This window comes from Acidiphilium acidophilum (assembly GCF_033842475.1).
Taxonomy (GTDB): Bacteria; Pseudomonadota; Alphaproteobacteria; order Acetobacterales; family Acetobacteraceae; genus Acidiphilium; species Acidiphilium acidophilum.
Map to the genome: position 1 here is coordinate 1,048,869 of NZ_JAWXYB010000018.1, position 16,925 is coordinate 1,065,793.

General features: G+C 64.4%; 9 protein-coding genes. 7 read left to right on the forward strand and 2 right to left on the reverse strand.

The genetic code is table 11. The features are described from left to right. Nucleotides 1–20: 20 nt before the first annotated feature. The 4 genes from SIL87_RS07695 to SIL87_RS07710 all read left to right on the forward strand — a co-directional run bounded on the left by SIL87_RS07695 (nt 21) and on the right by SIL87_RS07710 (nt 5,211). A complete protein-coding gene (locus tag SIL87_RS07695) occupies nt 21–1,208 on the forward strand; it encodes a glycosyltransferase family 61 protein (protein WP_319613592.1) in 1,188 nt (395 codons plus the stop codon). A 2-nt stretch (nt 1,209–1,210) separates the two neighbouring features. Continuing rightward, nucleotides 1,211–2,122, forward strand: a complete 912-nt coding sequence (locus SIL87_RS07700) for a hypothetical protein (protein WP_319613593.1) — start codon at nt 1,211–1,213, stop codon at nt 2,120–2,122. A 165-nt stretch (nt 2,123–2,287) separates the two neighbouring features. Further along, a complete protein-coding gene (locus tag SIL87_RS07705; protein ID WP_319615932.1) occupies nt 2,288–3,988 on the forward strand; it encodes a DEAD/DEAH box helicase in 1,701 nt (566 codons plus the stop codon). Continuing rightward, on the forward strand, nt 3,985–5,211 hold the full coding sequence (locus SIL87_RS07710) for an acyl-CoA dehydrogenase (protein ID WP_319613594.1): 1,227 nt from the start codon (nt 3,985–3,987) through the stop codon (nt 5,209–5,211). Before SIL87_RS07705 ends, SIL87_RS07710 begins: the two co-directional genes overlap by 4 nt. A gap of 35 nt (nt 5,212–5,246) precedes the next feature. On the opposite strand, the gene SIL87_RS07715 is transcribed toward SIL87_RS07710, so the two are convergent. Further along, nucleotides 5,247–6,032 (reverse strand): N-acyl amino acid synthase FeeM domain-containing protein, encoded by a 786-nt coding sequence (locus SIL87_RS07715; RefSeq protein WP_319613595.1) that lies wholly within the window; start codon nt 6,030–6,032, stop codon nt 5,247–5,249. Nucleotides 6,033–6,797: 765 nt separating this feature from the next. Here SIL87_RS07715 and SIL87_RS07720 point away from each other — a divergent pair. Next, nucleotides 6,798–8,552, forward strand: a complete 1,755-nt coding sequence (locus SIL87_RS07720) for a putative bifunctional diguanylate cyclase/phosphodiesterase (protein WP_319613596.1) — start codon at nt 6,798–6,800, stop codon at nt 8,550–8,552. Here the strand turns inward: SIL87_RS07720 and SIL87_RS07725 are convergent. After that, nucleotides 8,518–11,301 carry a YfhO family protein gene (locus tag SIL87_RS07725; RefSeq protein ID WP_319613597.1) on the reverse strand — a complete coding sequence of 928 codons (2,784 nt, stop codon included), beginning with the start codon at nt 11,299–11,301 and terminating at the stop codon, nt 8,518–8,520. The two genes, SIL87_RS07720 and SIL87_RS07725, sit on opposite strands and share 35 nt — an antisense overlap. Before the next feature lie 75 nt (nt 11,302–11,376). On the opposite strand from SIL87_RS07725, the gene mutS reads away from it, so the two are divergent. Both mutS and SIL87_RS07735 read left to right on the forward strand, forming a co-directional pair. Continuing rightward, a complete protein-coding gene (mutS, locus tag SIL87_RS07730) occupies nt 11,377–14,064 on the forward strand; it encodes a DNA mismatch repair protein MutS (protein ID WP_319613598.1) in 2,688 nt (895 codons plus the stop codon). 1 nt (nt 14,065) lies between these two features. Further along, nucleotides 14,066–16,888 carry a [protein-PII] uridylyltransferase gene (locus tag SIL87_RS07735; protein WP_319613599.1) on the forward strand — a complete coding sequence of 941 codons (2,823 nt, stop codon included), beginning with the start codon at nt 14,066–14,068 and terminating at the stop codon, nt 16,886–16,888. The last annotated feature ends 37 nt before the right edge of the window (nt 16,889–16,925 follow it).

A 16,925-nucleotide genomic window follows, 5' to 3' on the forward strand; every position in this document is an offset into this window, starting at 1 on the left:
TGACCGCATTGTCTCAATTGATGGATGGACCTGCCGCCTTCGAGATGATCGGTCGTTTTTCGGCGGAGTCCGTTCCGGCGGTATCGCGCTTTGCCGCCTTCCGTCGCGCCGTGCTCGATCCGGACGGGGCCGAGTGTGCATTCCGTCATGCGCCCGATCGGATCGTCGATGTCGTGCCGCAGGGGTTGGTGGTCGACCGAACGATATTCGGCGAGGGCCAACCGGCGATCGCCGGTCTGCGCGACGAGCCGCGGCATCGCCTGGCCCAGGTCGTAAGCCTCGTGTTGCGCGACGCGGTTCTTGCGCCGGATTCGATGGCCGTGTTGAGCGAGACGCGTGGGTTCTTCGAGCCCTCGGTCAATAACCTCGCGGTCTGGAACAATCGCCTGTCCTCGATCGATCCGAATTTTCGCGATGCCGGACCGGGGGCGTGGATGCTCGCGGAGCCTGATGCGGCGATCCCGTATGTCGATGCGGTTGCGATGCCGGTCGTGGGCGTCGGGGGCAGCAATTACGGGCATTTTCTCTATGACGGGCTGGCGGCGGTAGTGTTGCATCGTCGGCTGCTGGGTGCCGCCGTGCGCGCTGCGGGGCGCGTATTGCTGCCCTGGCAGGCCGAGATTCTTGCGGCGCTAGGCCTGCTCGACGATTACATCACGCTCGACCGGCCGACCCGGTTCCGCAAGATCCTGACCAGCACGATGCTGTCGTTTACCGTCTCCTATCCGAACCGGTTTGTCCGGACGGTGTTCGACCAGATGCGGTTTCAGCTTGGCGGCGCGCCGGGCGGGGCGCGCCGGGTGATGATTTCGCGGGACGAGGCGACCAACCGGCGGATCATGGATCATCGTGACGTCATCGAGGCGATTGCGGTGGCGCAGGGATTCGAAATCGTCCGACCGGCTGAACTGAGTGTCGCGGCGCAGGTGCGGATGTTTGCGTCCGCGCGTTGGGTGATCGGAGAATCCGGGGCGGGGCTCGCCAATATCGGGTTCTGCCCGCCCGGGGCTTCGGTGCTGGAACTGCAGCCGGACCGGTTTTCCGACGGGTGGACCCGTGCGGCGTGCCATCTGCTCGGTTTGCGATGGCATGGCTTGTTCGCGCGATCCGAGCCGGAAGGTGCGGAGAGCGTGCCGGGTGAGTTTCATTTCGACATCGAGCCGGACACGTTCCGCGCCGCGCTTGCCGTGCTGCTGGGGACGGGGTGACCGTGCGGGTCGCATCCGTGGGGGGAATGGCGGGCGAGGCGGGCTGGACCTGGCTCGACGATGCGCTGGTGGTGCCGGAACCGTTCGGCGTGCTCGATCAGGCGGGCGCGCTGTGCCGGGGGGTGATGCCGACGAGATTGCCGGACCCGGATGAAATCCCGGTCATTGCTGATGCGGTGATCCCGATCGCCAGTGGCTCATCGGTTCCATTGGGGGTGTTTCTCGGCGCGCAACTCGGTGCCGCCATGCTTGGCGGGGCGGGGCTGATCGGTGCCGCGCTGACGGCGCCGCAACTCGATGCGATGGCGATGCTCGGATTGCTGGGGCGTTATACGCCGATTTCCGGGCCGGTCAGGGTGACGCGGGTGGGGATGGCACCGGTCGACCGAGGGTTGTCGCGGTTGGTTCGCCCTGCGATCGACACGTTGCGGTTCTGTGCCGAACCGTTCGAGGCGGTAAAAGCGGTTGCCATTCTGACCCCGCCCGGTTTGGCGCGGTTCGACCGGTCCAACGACGCGGGGTTGCGGGTGTGGCTGCGCGCGCGGGGTGTGGCGGTGCTCGACCTCGACAGGATGTTGCTCGACCACCACCCGCTCGGTCTGCTCGATCTGATCGCGCTGCTCGCCGCCTGCCGGATCGTGCTTATCGACGATGCCCGCCAGGCGTCTCTGCTCGGTTTCTGCGATCCCGGCGCGGTGGTGATCGAGCTCGGCGTCGAGGGGTGGGCGCAGCCGGAGATAGCGGAGGCGATACGGCTGTTCGCGCTTGCGCGCCGGACGGTTCTGACCCCGGCGCCGCGTTATCCGGTCAAGTCGCCGCTGCCGATCGGGGCGAGCCGGATGATGAGTATCGAGGTCGATATCGGCGCGCTGGACGCGGCGCTCGCAGGGCTGCTTACACTCGTCAACGCTTGACTTTTCAGGGGTTCGGGGAGATATCAGGGGGGATCGGCGCGCGAAACGGTGCCGATTTATTCATGCCTGATCCGGTAATCTTTGTTACAGCCGGTCGCAGCCCTCTTATCCGTATTGGTCGCTGATTTGCCCGAATCCAAGGATTTCGATTCATCCCGTCCCGAAATGCAGGCCCTGCCGGAAACGCCGAGCGAGCCGGTGTCCGTGAACCCGCCAGCGGAGGGTGTTGATCTGTCCGCCTCGCATGGCCAGGAGGACGTTGTCGGGCCGGATGAGGCTTCGGCGGCGGTGACCACGTTTGCCGATCTCGGGCTTTCGGAGCCGGTGCTTCAGGCGCTGACCGAGAAGGGTTACTCGATCCCGACGCCGATCCAGGAGCAGGCGATCCCGATCGTGCTGATGGGGCGGGATGTGCTTGGTTGTGCGCAGACCGGAACTGGCAAGACCGCGAGCTTCACCCTGCCGATGCTCGATATTCTCTCTGGCTCGCGGGCACGGGCGCGGATGCCGCGGTCGTTGATTCTGGAACCCACCCGTGAACTCGCGTTGCAGGTTGCCGAGAATTTCGTTCAGTACGGTAAGCATCTGAAACTCACGCATGCGCTGCTGATCGGCGGCGAAAGCATGGGCGAGCAGCGTGATGTGCTGACTCGCGGGGTGGATGTGCTGATCGCGACGCCGGGGCGGTTGATCGATATTTTCGAGCGCGGCGGTCTGCTGCTGTCGGACGTTCGGGTTCTGGTGATCGATGAGGCGGATCGCATGCTCGACATGGGGTTCATTCCCGATATCGAGCGGATCGTGGCGATGCTGCCGCCTCTGCGCCAGACGCTGTTTTTCTCGGCCACGATGGCGCCCGAAATCAAGCGCCTGGCGGATGCATTCCTGTCGAATCCGAAGGAAATCAGCGTCTCCAAGCCGGCTTCGGTATCCAAGATGATCACCGAAGGGTTGTTCCTCGTGGCGACGCATGACAAGCGTGAGGCGCTGCGGCGGTTGATCCGGACTGAGGATGTGCAGAACGCGCTGGTGTTCTGCAATCGCAAGCGCGATGTCGACATTCTGTACAAATCGCTGGTGCGGCACAAGTTTTCGGCTGGCATGCTGCATGGCGACATGCCGCAATCGGCCCGGTTCGCGACGCTCGAATCCTTCAAGGCCGGGGCGATTCGCCTGCTGGTGTGTTCGGATGTCGCGGCGCGCGGGATCGATATCGGCGGTCTCTCGCATGTGTTCAATTTCGATGTGCCCCATCATGCCGAGGATTATGTTCATCGGATTGGTCGTACCGGTCGAGCCGGGCTTGAAGGACGGGCGCTGACGCTGGCGACGCCGGAAGATCGGCTGGCGGTGGAGGCGATCGAGAAACTCACCGGACACGCGATCCCGCCGCTGAGCGTCGAAGGGCTCGATCCGGTCGATTGGGCTGAGGATGACAAGCGAGGACGCCGGCGAGGGCGCGGCGGGTCTGCGGGCCGCCCGGCGCCGGTGCGCGAGGTTGCAAAGCGCCGGGACGCGACGCCGGTGGTCGACGTGGAAGCGGTCGAGGCGTCTGCTGAGACGGTTGCGCCACGCCAGCGAAGCGAGCAGCGGCCTTCACGCAATGCGGATCGTTCACCGCGCCGGGAGCGTGATGCCGGCCCGCGCCGGGAGCGTGACGATGGCCCGCGCCGGGAGCGCGATGGCGCGTCGCGCCGGGGCCGCGATGTCGAGGATCGCGAGGAGCGCGGCGTGGTGGTAGGGTTCGGCGGCGATGTTCCGGCCTTCATGCAGATCACGCGGCGAACGCGGGATGCCAGGGTCGATCTTTCGTCGCACGATGATGAAACGAGCACGGATAGCGAGGATACGGAGATCGCGGCATGAACGAGATGCTCAGGGTGGCCCCGGCTACCGATACGAAAGCCGCCAGGAAAGGCGGATTTTCACAATTCGACTGGGCAGACCCGTTTCATCTCGACACGCAATTGACCGAGGATGAGCACGCGATCCGTGATGCTGCCCATGCCTATTGTCAGGATAAACTGTTTCCGCGCGTGCTCCAGGCGTTTCGTCATGAGAGTTTCGACCGTGAGATCGTCTCCGAAATGGGGGAGATGGGGTTTCTCGGGGCGACGCTTTCGGATCATGGCTGCGCAGATGTGTCCTATGTCGCCTACGGGTTGATCGCGCGCGAGCTCGAACGGGTGGATAGCGGGTATCGTTCGGTATTTTCGGTGCAATCCTCGCTGGTGATGTACCCGATCGATGCGTTCGGATCGCCGGCGCAGAAGGATAAATACCTGCCTAAGCTGCGGGCGGGCGAATGGGTGGGTTGTTTCGGGCTGACCGAACCGGATGCCGGCTCCGATCCTGGTTCGATGCGCACGCGGGCGCGCAAGGTGGATGGCGGGTATCTGCTCAACGGGTCGAAAACCTGGATCAGCAATGCGCCGATCGCGGACATGATGCTGGTGTGGGCGAAGGACGACGCGGATGTGATCCGCGGGTTTCTGATCGATCGGGGTGCTGCCGGACTGGAGACACCCAAGATCGAGGGCAAATTCTCGTTACGCGCATCGGTGACCGGCATGATCATGTTGAGCGATGTGTTCGTGCCTGATGATCATATGCTGCCGGGCGTGAAGGGGCTGCGCGGGCCGTTTTCATGCCTGAACAATGCGCGCTACGGGATTGCCTGGGGATCGCTGGGAGCGGCGGAGTTCTGCTGGCATGCGGCACGGCAGTACACGCTCGACCGTCAGATGTTCGGCCGTCCGCTTGCGGCGACCCAGCTGGTGCAGAAAAAGCTTGCCGACATGCAGACCGAGATCGCTCTCGGCCTGCAAGGTGCGTTGCGACTCGGACGCCTGCTCGATGCCGGGGAGGCCGCGCCCGAGATGATCTCATTGATGAAACGAAATAATTGCGGCAAGGCGCTGGATATCGCCCGCCTCTCGCGCGACATGCACGGCGGTAACGGCATCGTCGATGAGTATCATGTGATCCGGCACCTGATGAACCTCGAAACCGTGAACACCTATGAGGGAGCGCATGACGTGCATGCGCTGATTCTCGGGCGGGCGCAGACGGGGATTTCGGCGTTCTGAGAGCAGCTTGACTTCATTGTGGTGCCGCTGTTCGATCAAACGGCTTTTGGTGTCGGAATCGTTTCTACTGCAGTGAACGAGACCGATTGTCGCTGCGGTTCCGGTGTCACTTCGACCTCTTGCCCTTCCATGAATCTTCGATAAATCGGATCCCGTTTTGAAAGACTGCCGAGCGATGACAAGAGACCGTTGATCGGTCGGTGCCCATGACAGTCGCATCCCATCAGCGCAGTCTGGACAGCAAGATCCGGATAACTCCGGGGGGGTCCGATCAACTTGAATCCCATACGCCGGTAAAATGGTATATGGTTAGCGGAAACAGCCGCAAACATGACAGAGGCATTGAAGTGGATTATCAGGTATCCGATCATTCTGAAGAGTGCCTGTGTCACCGCGAGATCGCTGCCGAACTGAGGACTGCGTGACAGACGCGTCACCTCGATCGATCGCTCTGGGCGACCATCCTCCTGTAGCAGGGCGAGGTGTTGGTCGATCTCTTCCTGAAAGATCTCGTAGGCGGGAATGGCACATTCGGGGGTACGGGCTGATGGTTCGAGTAGAATGCATACCCGGGCTGAAGCGATCGGCGTACCGCCGCGATACAACAACAGCGTCCTGTTCGTTTCGTTATCGTACTTGTCGAGATAGATCCGTTTGTCTGAATGGTGCAGATAACCGGCGCTCGCGTAAGCCTCGTAGCGTAGCCGCCAAGCGTTTTGAAAATCCAGGGCAGATGTCGCCAGTTTGGCGACGACGGGAACGGACTTCCTGCGGCTGCGTCCCAAGCACTCTGCTTGTTGAAGCAACGAATGTTCCAGCATCTTTTATCCTTGAGAATGAATGCGATGAAGCAAGCGGTCAAGAAACATCATGATTAGTGAAAGATCAGGCCATATCCTTCATAAGGCGATAATCATAAAGGTTTAAGGTTGATTATTTGTAGAGATATTTAGATATAATTTAGAAAGGATTGAAATATCCCAATTCTAAAAAAAACACTTAAGTTTGTAGACCCGCTATGGCGTTACGTGCGGGCAGCAGATCTGTTGCCTGAAGATCTTGCAGACCGGGTTCATACAGAGACGTTTCTGATCCGTTTTCGCCTTACCCGTGCGGCATGTGTCGTGGGTTCGATCGTTGCAATCGCAATTGCCGCCAACTTTGATGACCGGAGATATGAATTACAGAAACTTGGAAGTCTTTCGTTAATTCTATTAACATATTCAGCTCTTTTTGTATTGGGAACCATATTTGGAAAACTAAAACGTATTTCTCAATCACAACGTTTGACTTTCAATATGATAATCCTGCTTTTGGGTTTGTCATGGTCTATATTCCTGACGCTCCTATTTTCTATATCAGATACTGAGCAACAAGTATTAATATTCTCAATATATATTGGATTGATCTCGACAACGATTTCTAGCGGACCGCTATCATCTACCTTTCCTTTCTGGCTGATGCTGACACTCGGTGTCTACGTATCTTTGTTTATTTCGAGCTACTTCTTTGATCTGGCTTATCAGATATGCTTGATCAGCTACTCGTTGCTGACATTGTTCACCATGATCTTTCTGAACCGAAAGATGGCCGAGCGAGCCGTCAACACCATCCGCCTCGCCCAAACCAACGAAACCATCCGCATCCTGCTGCGCGATTTTGAGGAAAATGCCAGCGACTGGCTTTGGGAAACCGGTCCGGCCGGTGAAATCAAACACGTCTCCGCCCGCTTCGCCGAGGTGGCGCGGCAACCGGTGGACGCGATCCGGGGTGATCTGTTGGGGTTCATGTCAGGGCAGGACCGGACTCTCCGCGTGCCGCGGGACTCGGCGGGGGATCCGTTCGAACCGCTGCGCCGCCGTATGCAGGCCCGCAAGGCATTCCGTGATATGGTCGTGCCGGTCAACACGGCGGGCGAGCGGCGCTGGTGGTCGATGACCGGCAAGCCGGTCGAGGATCTCAACGGCAATTTCCTCGGCTATCGCGGGGTCGGCTCCGATGTCACCGCAATGCATCGCTCGCGCGAGCGGATTGCCTATCTCGCCCGGCATGACACGCTGACCGACCTTGCGAACCGCACGGAGTTCAACGCCGCATTGTCCCGTCTTCTTGCCGAGGATATCAGGCTCGGCGCTGCGTTGCTCTGTCTCGATCTCGATCAGTTCAAGGCGGTCAATGACAGCTACGGCCATGCACTCGGCGATTCGGTGCTCCGGGCCGTGGCGCACCGGATACGCGGCGTGATCCGCGAGGGCGATGTCGCGGCACGACTCGGTGGTGACGAGTTTTCGATCGTGCTTCCTTCGGACGATGAGTTCGAGGCGACCGCGGTGGCCGAACGGGTGATCGACCGGGTTTCCCGCCCGTACAAATTCGAGGGTGTCACCGTCGAGATCGGTGTGAGCATCGGCATTGCCCTCTCGCCGCGCGATGGCCGGACCACCGAGGAGCTCTATCGCAACGCCGACCTCGCCCTCTATCGGGCGAAAGATTCCGGGCGTGGAACCTGGCGGCTGTTCGACCGCACCATGGATCGTCATCTGGAAGACCGCCGCGGTCTGCAGCGCGATATCAAGCGCGCCCTGCGCGACGGGCAGTTGTTCGTGGAATATCAGCCGGTCATTGCGCTCGCGACGCGCCGGATCGTCGGGCTTGAGGCGCTGGTGCGCTGGGATCATCCGGAGCGAGGGATCATCTCGCCGGGCGATTTCATCGATATCGCCGAGCGTGTTGGCCTCGTGGGGGCGGTGACCGCTTATGTCCTGGCCGAATCGGTCAGTTTCGCCGCCACCCTGCCACCGGGGATCGCCATCGCGGTCAATTTGTCGCCGCTGCATCTGCGCGATGCCTGGCTGGTCGATCAACTCTCCGCGATCATCGAGGCCGGCGGTATCGGGGCTGGCCGGATCGAATTCGAGGTCACCGAATCCGCCGTGCTGGAAACCGAGGGGCGTACACTGGATAATCTGCATCGGCTGCGGGCGCTGGGATGCCGCATCGCGATCGACGATTTCGGCACCGGATATTCCTCGCTGGCGACGCTGCGGCGGTTTCCGTTCGATCGTCTCAAGATCGACCGGAGTTTCATCAGCAACCTTGAGCGCAGCGACAGCGACGCGCCGATCGTCAAGGCGATGATCGATCTCGGCCAGACCCTGGGGCTGCGCGTGACGGCGGAGGGTGTTGAAACCGAACACCACGCCGCGATCCTTGCGATTTATCAGTGCGACGATTGCCAGGGATTCCTGTTTTCCCCGCCAGTGCGCCGCGAGCAGATCGTTGAGCTGTTCGCGACGGGCCACACCGTCACGGGAATGGCGGTCGCCTGCGACCGGCGGTGAGAGCCGGGAGTCCCGCGATGAGGAACGGCCAGATTGCAAGGGCTGCAAGAGCGGCAGCACAGCTCGATCGGATGAATGGCGGGCGATAGAAAAACCGGATGTCGCTGCGTCCCGCGGGCACCGCAATCGATTGAAACAGGGCTGAAACCGTGGCGATCGGAACGTCATGGCCATCGACGGTCGCGTGCCATCCCGCATCCGCCGCTTCGAGCCGCACGAGCGTGGCTGCGGCAGGGCAGTCGGTGGTCAATCGGTCGAATCCGGACGGCGTGATCCGGCAGGACGGGGTGGCTGAAAAAAACCGTCGCGCGCCTTCGAGCCGGTAGATCCGCATCACCTGGTCCTGGAACACCGGGCGGGCCGCAATCCCGGGCGTTGTTTCCACGAATCGCAGGATCGGTGCCTGCGGCGGTTGGGCCGGCGCGCTCGCGGCCACAGCGAGGGTTGCGGGTGCATCCGGCTGGAGATCGCCCAGCCAAAGAGCCACTGCCGATCCGGTGCGATGGGTGAAGCGATAGCGGAGCGGCTGCGCCGGGGCGACGGTCAACGGATGGTCGAGCGGGAGGGCGAGGAAGCCGTTATCCTTTGCCCCGGCCAGCGGGGCCGATGCTGTGGCACAATCGGCCCCGGCGCAGAGCTTGAGCCGCAATGTGCCGCGCGCGGCACCAGCGTAGGTGCCGATGAGTGTGTCGACCTCGCTGATCCGCGCAATGCCGAGTAGCCCGGCCGGAACGACTCCGCTCAGCTTACCCCCGGCTGAAAGCGCGAAGGCCGACCGTGCCGTGATGCTGACCGGCAGCGTGGCATGCGCCACGAACGGATCGTGGCCGGGTGGCGAGACCACATATTTCACGCCGATCGCGCGGTAGGCCGCGATATGGCGGCGCAATTCGGCGCTCTGATCCGGGGGGATGATCGCCCGGGTCGGGCGGATGAAGATGCCGTTATCGAGGGCCGCTGCCGCACGCGGCAGCAGGACGCATCCCAGCGCGCGAGCCTGCGAGCCGGTGAACATCACGACATCGGCGTAGCGATCGAGGTGGCGGTGGATGTAGCGGTTCCAGGCGGCGGAGACCGGCGATGCGTTGTCGTCGATCGAGGCGACGCCGAACGCTGCCGGGAAATTCGGGCCAAAGGGTTGCAGCGAATACATCCGCGCCAGCCGGGCATGGCGTTGCAGATAGGTGACCCCGCCGAAGTCGAGCGCTGCGCTGCGCGGTGCGCCGAGAGTGGTGAGAACCGCAAGGCCGAGCGGGTCGGCGATCACCAGCGCGGCCAGCACCACGCCCCGGCGACCGCCGGGTTGCCGCCGCAGGATCAGCAGCGCCCCGACCGCAAGTGCGGCCTCCGCGAGGGTGACGCCAAGCGCAAGATCGAGCCGGCCCGGCACCGCCGTGAACCAGGCGTACAGCGCCGGCAGCGCGACGCCGATCGAGATCGCGCCGATCGCGGTGGCCGCGAGCGACAGACCGATTGCGCGGGGGCGTGGCAGCGCGCCATCGACCTGCCAGGCATCGAACGCGATCGCCGCCATGATGAAGCAGGCGAGTTCCATTGCCGGGGCGCAGAACCGCATCGCATCGGTCCGGGCCATCATCGGGATCAGGTCGATCAGCCAGATCGCCGGCTTGAAGCCCCAGATCCGGGCCTGCCAGACCAGGATAAACCCGAACAGCAACAAGGCGAGACCGCGCAGCCGCGCGGGGCGGGCGACGGCGGCCAGCGCGAGGCATGCGGCAACCGGGCCGAACCAGCCGGCGCTCTGCACCCAGTAGGCCGCGATCGTGTTGGCCAGCGCCGGGTTCAGGCCGGGCGGCGTCGGCCCGCCGATCGGCCCGTAGATGAAGGGAAACAGCTGGACCGGCACGCCCGGCGGCAGCAGCCAGAGCCAGGCATATTTGGTTGCGTGGATGCCGAGATACGATGTTCGGACATAGGCGAGAAACGGTACCAGCAGGGGGAGTGCCAGAGCGATCCCGAGCGCGCCGCCGAGCGCGATCTTGCCGGCGAAACGCGCCCGCGCGCCACTCCCCACGTTGGCGAACCGCCATAAGGTCCAGACGGCAGCAAGCGTCGCCTCGATATATGCGACTTCGGGATATCCACCGTAGATCAGGTATGCGAGGGCCAGAGGGATCAGCCCCCAGCCCTGTCCCCGCCCATCGCGTGCGGCGCGTGCCGCCCGTTCGATCCCGAGCAGAAGCAGCGGTGCGAAGGGCAACGGTCCCATGACGTGGGGGACCAGGAAAAACGTTGCGTTCAGCGCGTAGAGGGCACCGCCGACCAGGGCGGCGAGGCGGGTGAGCCGCAGCTCGATCAGCAGCGCGTACATGAACAGACCGCACAGGATCTGCATCATCAGCTTCAGCACCAGCCACCCCGGCCAGAATTTCAGCACCAGCACGAAGGGCAGGAAGAAGGACAGGGTCTGCATCTCCGCCGCGAGCGGCATGCCGACGCCGGTATAGGGGTTCCACCAGGGTACGATGCCGTGGAGCCAGTCCTTGGCGCTCAGCATGCCGAGCGGCTGGGTGATCAGCCCGATCGTGGGGTCGAACCAGCCCGGTGCGGCCAGCAGGGGGCGCGGCCCCATCGTGCGGGTCAGAAACATGGTGAACAGAGCGGGGTCGTTGTGTAGCACGCCGGTCAGCACGAGGAGATTGGCCGCAAACGGCAGCGCGATGAGCGCGAGCAGCGCCGGGCCATGCCAGCGCATCCCCGATTTCGTCCCTGTGGCCCAACGATTCATGCCCTCGTTCTGCCCGCTGATCGGCTGTGCTGCAATCGGCTTCGCAACGGGGGGCGCCTCGGCTAAACAGCGGGAATGAGTTCCGATCGCGCCGAAGGCGCAACCCCCGCCATGGCGCAGTGGTTCGCGGCCAAGGCCGACTACCCGGACGCGTTGCTGTTTTTCCGGATGGGCGATTTCTATGAGATGTTCTTCGATGACGCCGAAGCTGCATCGGCGGCGCTCGACATTGCACTGACCGCGCGTGGGACGCACCAGGGCGCTCCGATCCGCATGTGCGGGGTGCCGGTGTCGCAGCGCGATACCTATCTCGCCCGCCTGGTCCGGCGCGGCTTTCGCGTGGCGATCGCCGAACAGATCGAAAGCGCCGAAGCATCGCGCGCGCGGCCGGGGAAAGCGCCGATCGAGCGTGCCGTGGTGCGGTTGATCACGCCGGGGACCATCACCGAGGAAACCCTGCTCGAAGCCGGTCGCGCGACGTTGCTGCTGGCTCTCGTGGCAGATCAGGGCAAAATCGGTGCCGCGTGGATCGATGTCTCGACCGGAATGTTCGAGACCGGGCTGATCTCGCACGCCGATCTGCCCGCGTTGCTCGGACGGCTCGATCCGGCGGAAATTCTCCATACCGGATCGACCGGTGATGCCGCAGGGCGCGAGATCGATGTTCCGGGTGGCTACGCGGCGCGATGCGCGATGATCGAGGCACCACCCGTTGCGGCACAGGCGCGACGCACTCTTGCGGCTCTGTTCGGGGTCGCCTCGCTCGACGCATTCGGGGCGTTCTCCGATGCGGAGGCAGAGGCAGCGGCGGCGGCGCTGCGCTATATCGAGCGCAGCCAGGGCGGCGCGCTGCCCCGGCTCGGGCACCCGATGCGCCAGGGCGAGGCCGGATTGCTCGCGATGGACGCGGCGACGCGCGCCAGTCTCGATCTGCTGCGCACCCGAGACGGCGGCGAGTTCGGCAGCCTGTTCGGGACCGTGCGCCGAACCGTCAGTGCCGCCGGGGCGCGGCATCTGGCCGGATGGATCGCGGCGCCGCTCGATCGGCTCGATCGGTTGCGCGCCCGCCAATCGGGCTGGCAATCACTGCTCGAACGGCCGGACTGTCTGCCTTCGGTTCGCGCGGCGCTGCGTGGCGCGCCCGATCTCGCCCGTGCGCTGGCGCGGTTGAGCCTCGCTGCCCGGGTATCGGGCCGGCTGGCGCCCCGCGATCTCGCCCAGGTGAGGGATGCGCTGGCCACCGCCCGCGCCGTGCGCGCGGCTTTGCCGGGCGCGTGCGCGATGCCGGGTCATCCGCTGTCTGAGGATGCGCAGGCATTGACGGCGGCGCCCGACCTTGCCGCGTTGCTCGATCGGGCTCTGGTGGAACAGCCACCGTCCCGGCCGGGTGATGCGGCGTCGATCCGGCAAGGGTTCGATGGCGAACTCGACGCGGAACGCCGCCTGCGCGACGATGCGCGACAGGTGATCGCCGCGCTGCAGTTGAAACTCGCGACGCGCTATGGGGTAGCCAGCCTGAAGATCCGCCATCACAATCAACTCGGCTACGTGCTCGAAGCGCCGGCAAGCGCGGTCGATGGGTTGCGGTCGTTTCCCGAACTCGTTCTGCGGCAGGGGCTGGCCTCTTCCGCGCGGTTCACCCAGCCCGAACTCTCCGATCTCGACCGCCAGATCGCCGAGGCGCATGAGCGGGCGGCGGCCCGGGAACTCGTGGTGCTCGATCATCTTCTGCGCACGATCATCGGGCATGAGGCGGAACTGGCAGGCTGTGCGACGGCGCTGGCGCGGCTGGATGCGTTGCAATCCGCCGCCAGCCTCGCGGCGTCGGGCCGCTGGATCGCGCCGCACCTCACCGATGATGCCGATTTCGTGATCGAGGCCGGGCGCCATCCGGTGGTCGAGGCGGCGTTGCCATCGGGGAGCGACTACATCGCGAACGACGCTGATTTATCGCCGGAACGTCGCCTCATGCTGCTCACCGGGCCGAATATGGCCGGGAAGTCGACGTTTTTGCGCCAGAATGCGCTGATCATCATTCTGGCTCAGGCCGGATTGCCGGTTCCGGCGGGTGCTGCGCGGATCGGGCTGGTCGACCGGCTGTTCTCCAGGGTGGGGGCGGCGGACGATCTGGCCGCCGGGCGCTCGACCTTCATGGTCGAGATGATCGAGACCGCGGCGATCCTGCATCAGGCCGGGCCGCGCAGTTTCGTGATCATCGACGAGATCGGCCGGGGCACCGGCACGCGAGACGGGCTGGCGATCGCCCAGGCGGTGCTGGAGGCGTTGCATGGATCGATCCGGTGCCGGACCATCTTCGCGACACATTTTCATGATCTGGTGCAGTTGGCCGAGGCGCTGCCCCGGCTGCGTCCCTGCACGATGCGGGTGAAATCATGGCGTGGCGAGGTGGTTTTTTTGCATGAAGTCGTCGAAGGTGCCGCCGAGCGAAGCTGGGGCGTGCACGTTGCGAAGCTTGCGGGCGTGCCGGAGAGCGTGGTGCGGCGGGCCGATACGCTGCTGCGCGGTGCGGAACGCGCGCAAGCGGCGAGGGCACCGTTGCCGTTGTTCGCCGCATTGGAATCTTCCGATTCGTCCCCCGGCGATCAGGCGGCCCCGTCGTTGACCGGCGCTTCGGCGTGGCGCGATGCCCTTGCCGAGGTGAGCCCCGACCAGCTGACGCCGCGCGAGGCGCTGGAATTGATTTATGCGTGGCGGCGAAAGTTTCTTGGCGATGACGGCGTGAACGCGGTAAAGCTCGGGTGAAATGTCCGATCTGATCAAACCGCCACCCTTCGCTCCCGGTGGCCTGCCCCATTCCCAGGCCGGCACGCGTATCGAGTCCGAATCCGCCCGCCCGGATATCGCCGCGGCCCTCGGTCGGCTGATCCCGCGCGGCGAGGTGCCGCCGCGCGAAACCGCAATCGGCCTGTTCCGCCGCCAGTTGGCGCGATTGCAGACCCATGTGCAAACCGTCTTCGAGCGCGGCGATCTCGGCGGACTCGCGGCCGCCCGGCTGCTGTCCGGGCTGATGGACGAATTCATCGCCGCGCTGATCGGCTACGCGCTCGAATTGCTGCCGGTCGAAACCGATGATCGTCTGGCCGTCGCCGCTACCGGCGGTTACGGCCGCGCAACCCTTGCCCCGTTCAGCGATATCGATCTGCTGTTCCTGACCGATCACGAACCTTCGGCACGGATCGAGCGGGCCGTGGAATTCATTCTTTATTTTCTGTGGGATCTCGGGCTGAAGGTCGGGCACGCCACGCGCTCCACTGCGGATTGCCTTACCGAGGCGCAGGGCGACATCACGGTCCGCACCTCGATGCTCGATGCCCGCTGCCTTGCCGGGGATCGGACCCTGTTCGCGCATTTTCTGATCGCCTTTCGTGCCGATTGCGCCGCCGGGTCGCCCGCCGGCTACATCGCGGCGAAACAGGAGGAACGCGCCGCCCGCCACCGCCGCTTCGGCGATACGCCTTTCATGGTCGAGCCGAACATCAAGGAAGGCAAAGGCGGGTTGCGCGATCTGCAGACGCTGTACTGGGTCGCGCGCTACGTGTTCGGCACCTTCGCAATGACCGAACTGGTCGGGCCGACCGCACCGGGCGGCGGCATCCTCAGCGAGGCCGAGGCCCGCGCCTGCAAGCGCGCATGGGATTATCTCTGGACGGTGCGGTTTCACCTTCATTACGTCGCGGGCCGTGCCGAGGAACGACTGACCTTCGACCTTCAGCCGGTGATCGGCGCGCGGATGGGCTACACGAGGCACGGGCGTCAGGACGGTGTCGAGCGCTTCATGCGCCATTATTTCCTGGTGGTGCGCGAGGTCGCGCGGGTGACCGGCGTGCTCGAACCCGCCGTTATCCGCGCCGCCCTCGGCCCGCCGGCGATCGCCGCCTCGACCGATGCCGAACTCGCCAATGCCGGCTTCGTCCTGGCCGACGGCAAGATCCTGTTCGCTCCCGGTCGCGAGCCGCTGGCCGAGCCGCTGCAATTGTTTCGAATTCTCCGGTTCGCCCGCGATCGGGCGTTGGCGCTCCATCCGCTGTCGCTGCGCGCCATGATCCGCGGGGCCCGACGAAGTGCCGAACTCCGCACCGATCCCGCCGCTGCGGCACTGTTTCTCGACCTTCTCTGCGGTGCCGCCGAACCGACCGCTGATGGTGCGGTCTGGCTGACCATTCTGAACGAGACCGGCGCGCTCGGGCGGTACCTGCCGGACTGGCGGCGGATCGTCGGCCAGATGCAGTTCGATTCCTATCATGTCTTCACCGTGGATATGCACACGATCCAGGCGGTGAGCGTGCTCAATGCGATCGAGCGGGGCGATCTCGCGGAGACCCTCCCGGTCGCCAGCGGGATCGCCCAGCATCTGCAATCGCGCCGCGCCTTGTACGTCGCGCTGCTGATCCATGATATCGCGAAGGGCAGGGGTGGGGACCATTCGGAAATCGGCGCGGAGCTTGCTCTGAGCATCGGCCCGGCGCTCGGCCTCGACCCGGAGGAGACCGAGATGGTGTCCTGGCTCGTGCTGCATCATCTGCTGCTCAGCCAGACCGCGTTTTCCCGCGACATCGACGATCCGAAAACGATTCTCGATGTGGCGGATGTCGTGCAATCGCCCGAGCGGCTGCGCCTGCTGCTGATCCTGACGGTCGCGGACATCCGGGCGGTGTCGCCCAAGGTCTGGAATGGCTGGAAAGCGACGCTGCTGCGCGAGATCTATGCCCGGGTCGCCGAAGTGCTCGAAGGCGGCCTCGCCACCACCGAGCGTGACGTGCGGGTGGCGCGCGTCAAGCAGATGGTCGGCGAATTGCTCGCCGACTGGTCAAGTGCCGATCGCGAGCAGTTCCTCGGCATGGGCTATCCCGGCTACTGGCTCAGCTTCGACCCCGAGAGCATCGCTCGTCACGGTCGCCTGATCCGTGATGCACGGACCCGCAACATGCCGCTGCTCGTGGCGGCGGAGCCGCTGCCGGCCCGCTCCGTGACCGAGGTCGTGGTCTATACCGCCGACCATGCCGGGCTGTTCAGCCGGATCGCCGGGGCGCTCGCCGTCGCTGGCGCCTCGATCGTCGACGCGCGGATCCATACCATGACCGACGGCATGGCGCTGGACACGTTCTGGATCCAGGATGCCGGCGGTGGCCCGCTCGACGCGCCGCACCGGCTCGCGCGGGTTTCCGCCCTGATTGAGCAGGTGCTGTCGGGACGGTTGCGGCTATCGGCGGAAATCCGCAAGGCCGGTCGCAGCGTGATCGGCGGGCGGATGCGCGCCATTCATGTGCCACCACGCGTCGTCGTCGATAACAGCGCCTCGAATCGGCACACCGTGGTCGAAGTCAATGGCCGTGATCGCCCCGGCCTGCTGCACGACGTAACGGCGGCGATCAGCGCGCAGGGATTGCAGATCGCTTCGGCGCATATCACCACCTACGGGGTGCGCGCGGTCGACGTGTTCTACGTCAAGGACGTATTCGGCATGAAGGTGGAAAACGAACGCAAGCTCGCCCAGCTGCGTGCTGCGTTGATCACCGCGCTGGCCGACCGGCCCGAGGATGTCGCGCTCGATCGCGCGGTGATGTAGCGGATCGGTCGGGAATGGCTGTGGGCGGCGGGGCGGC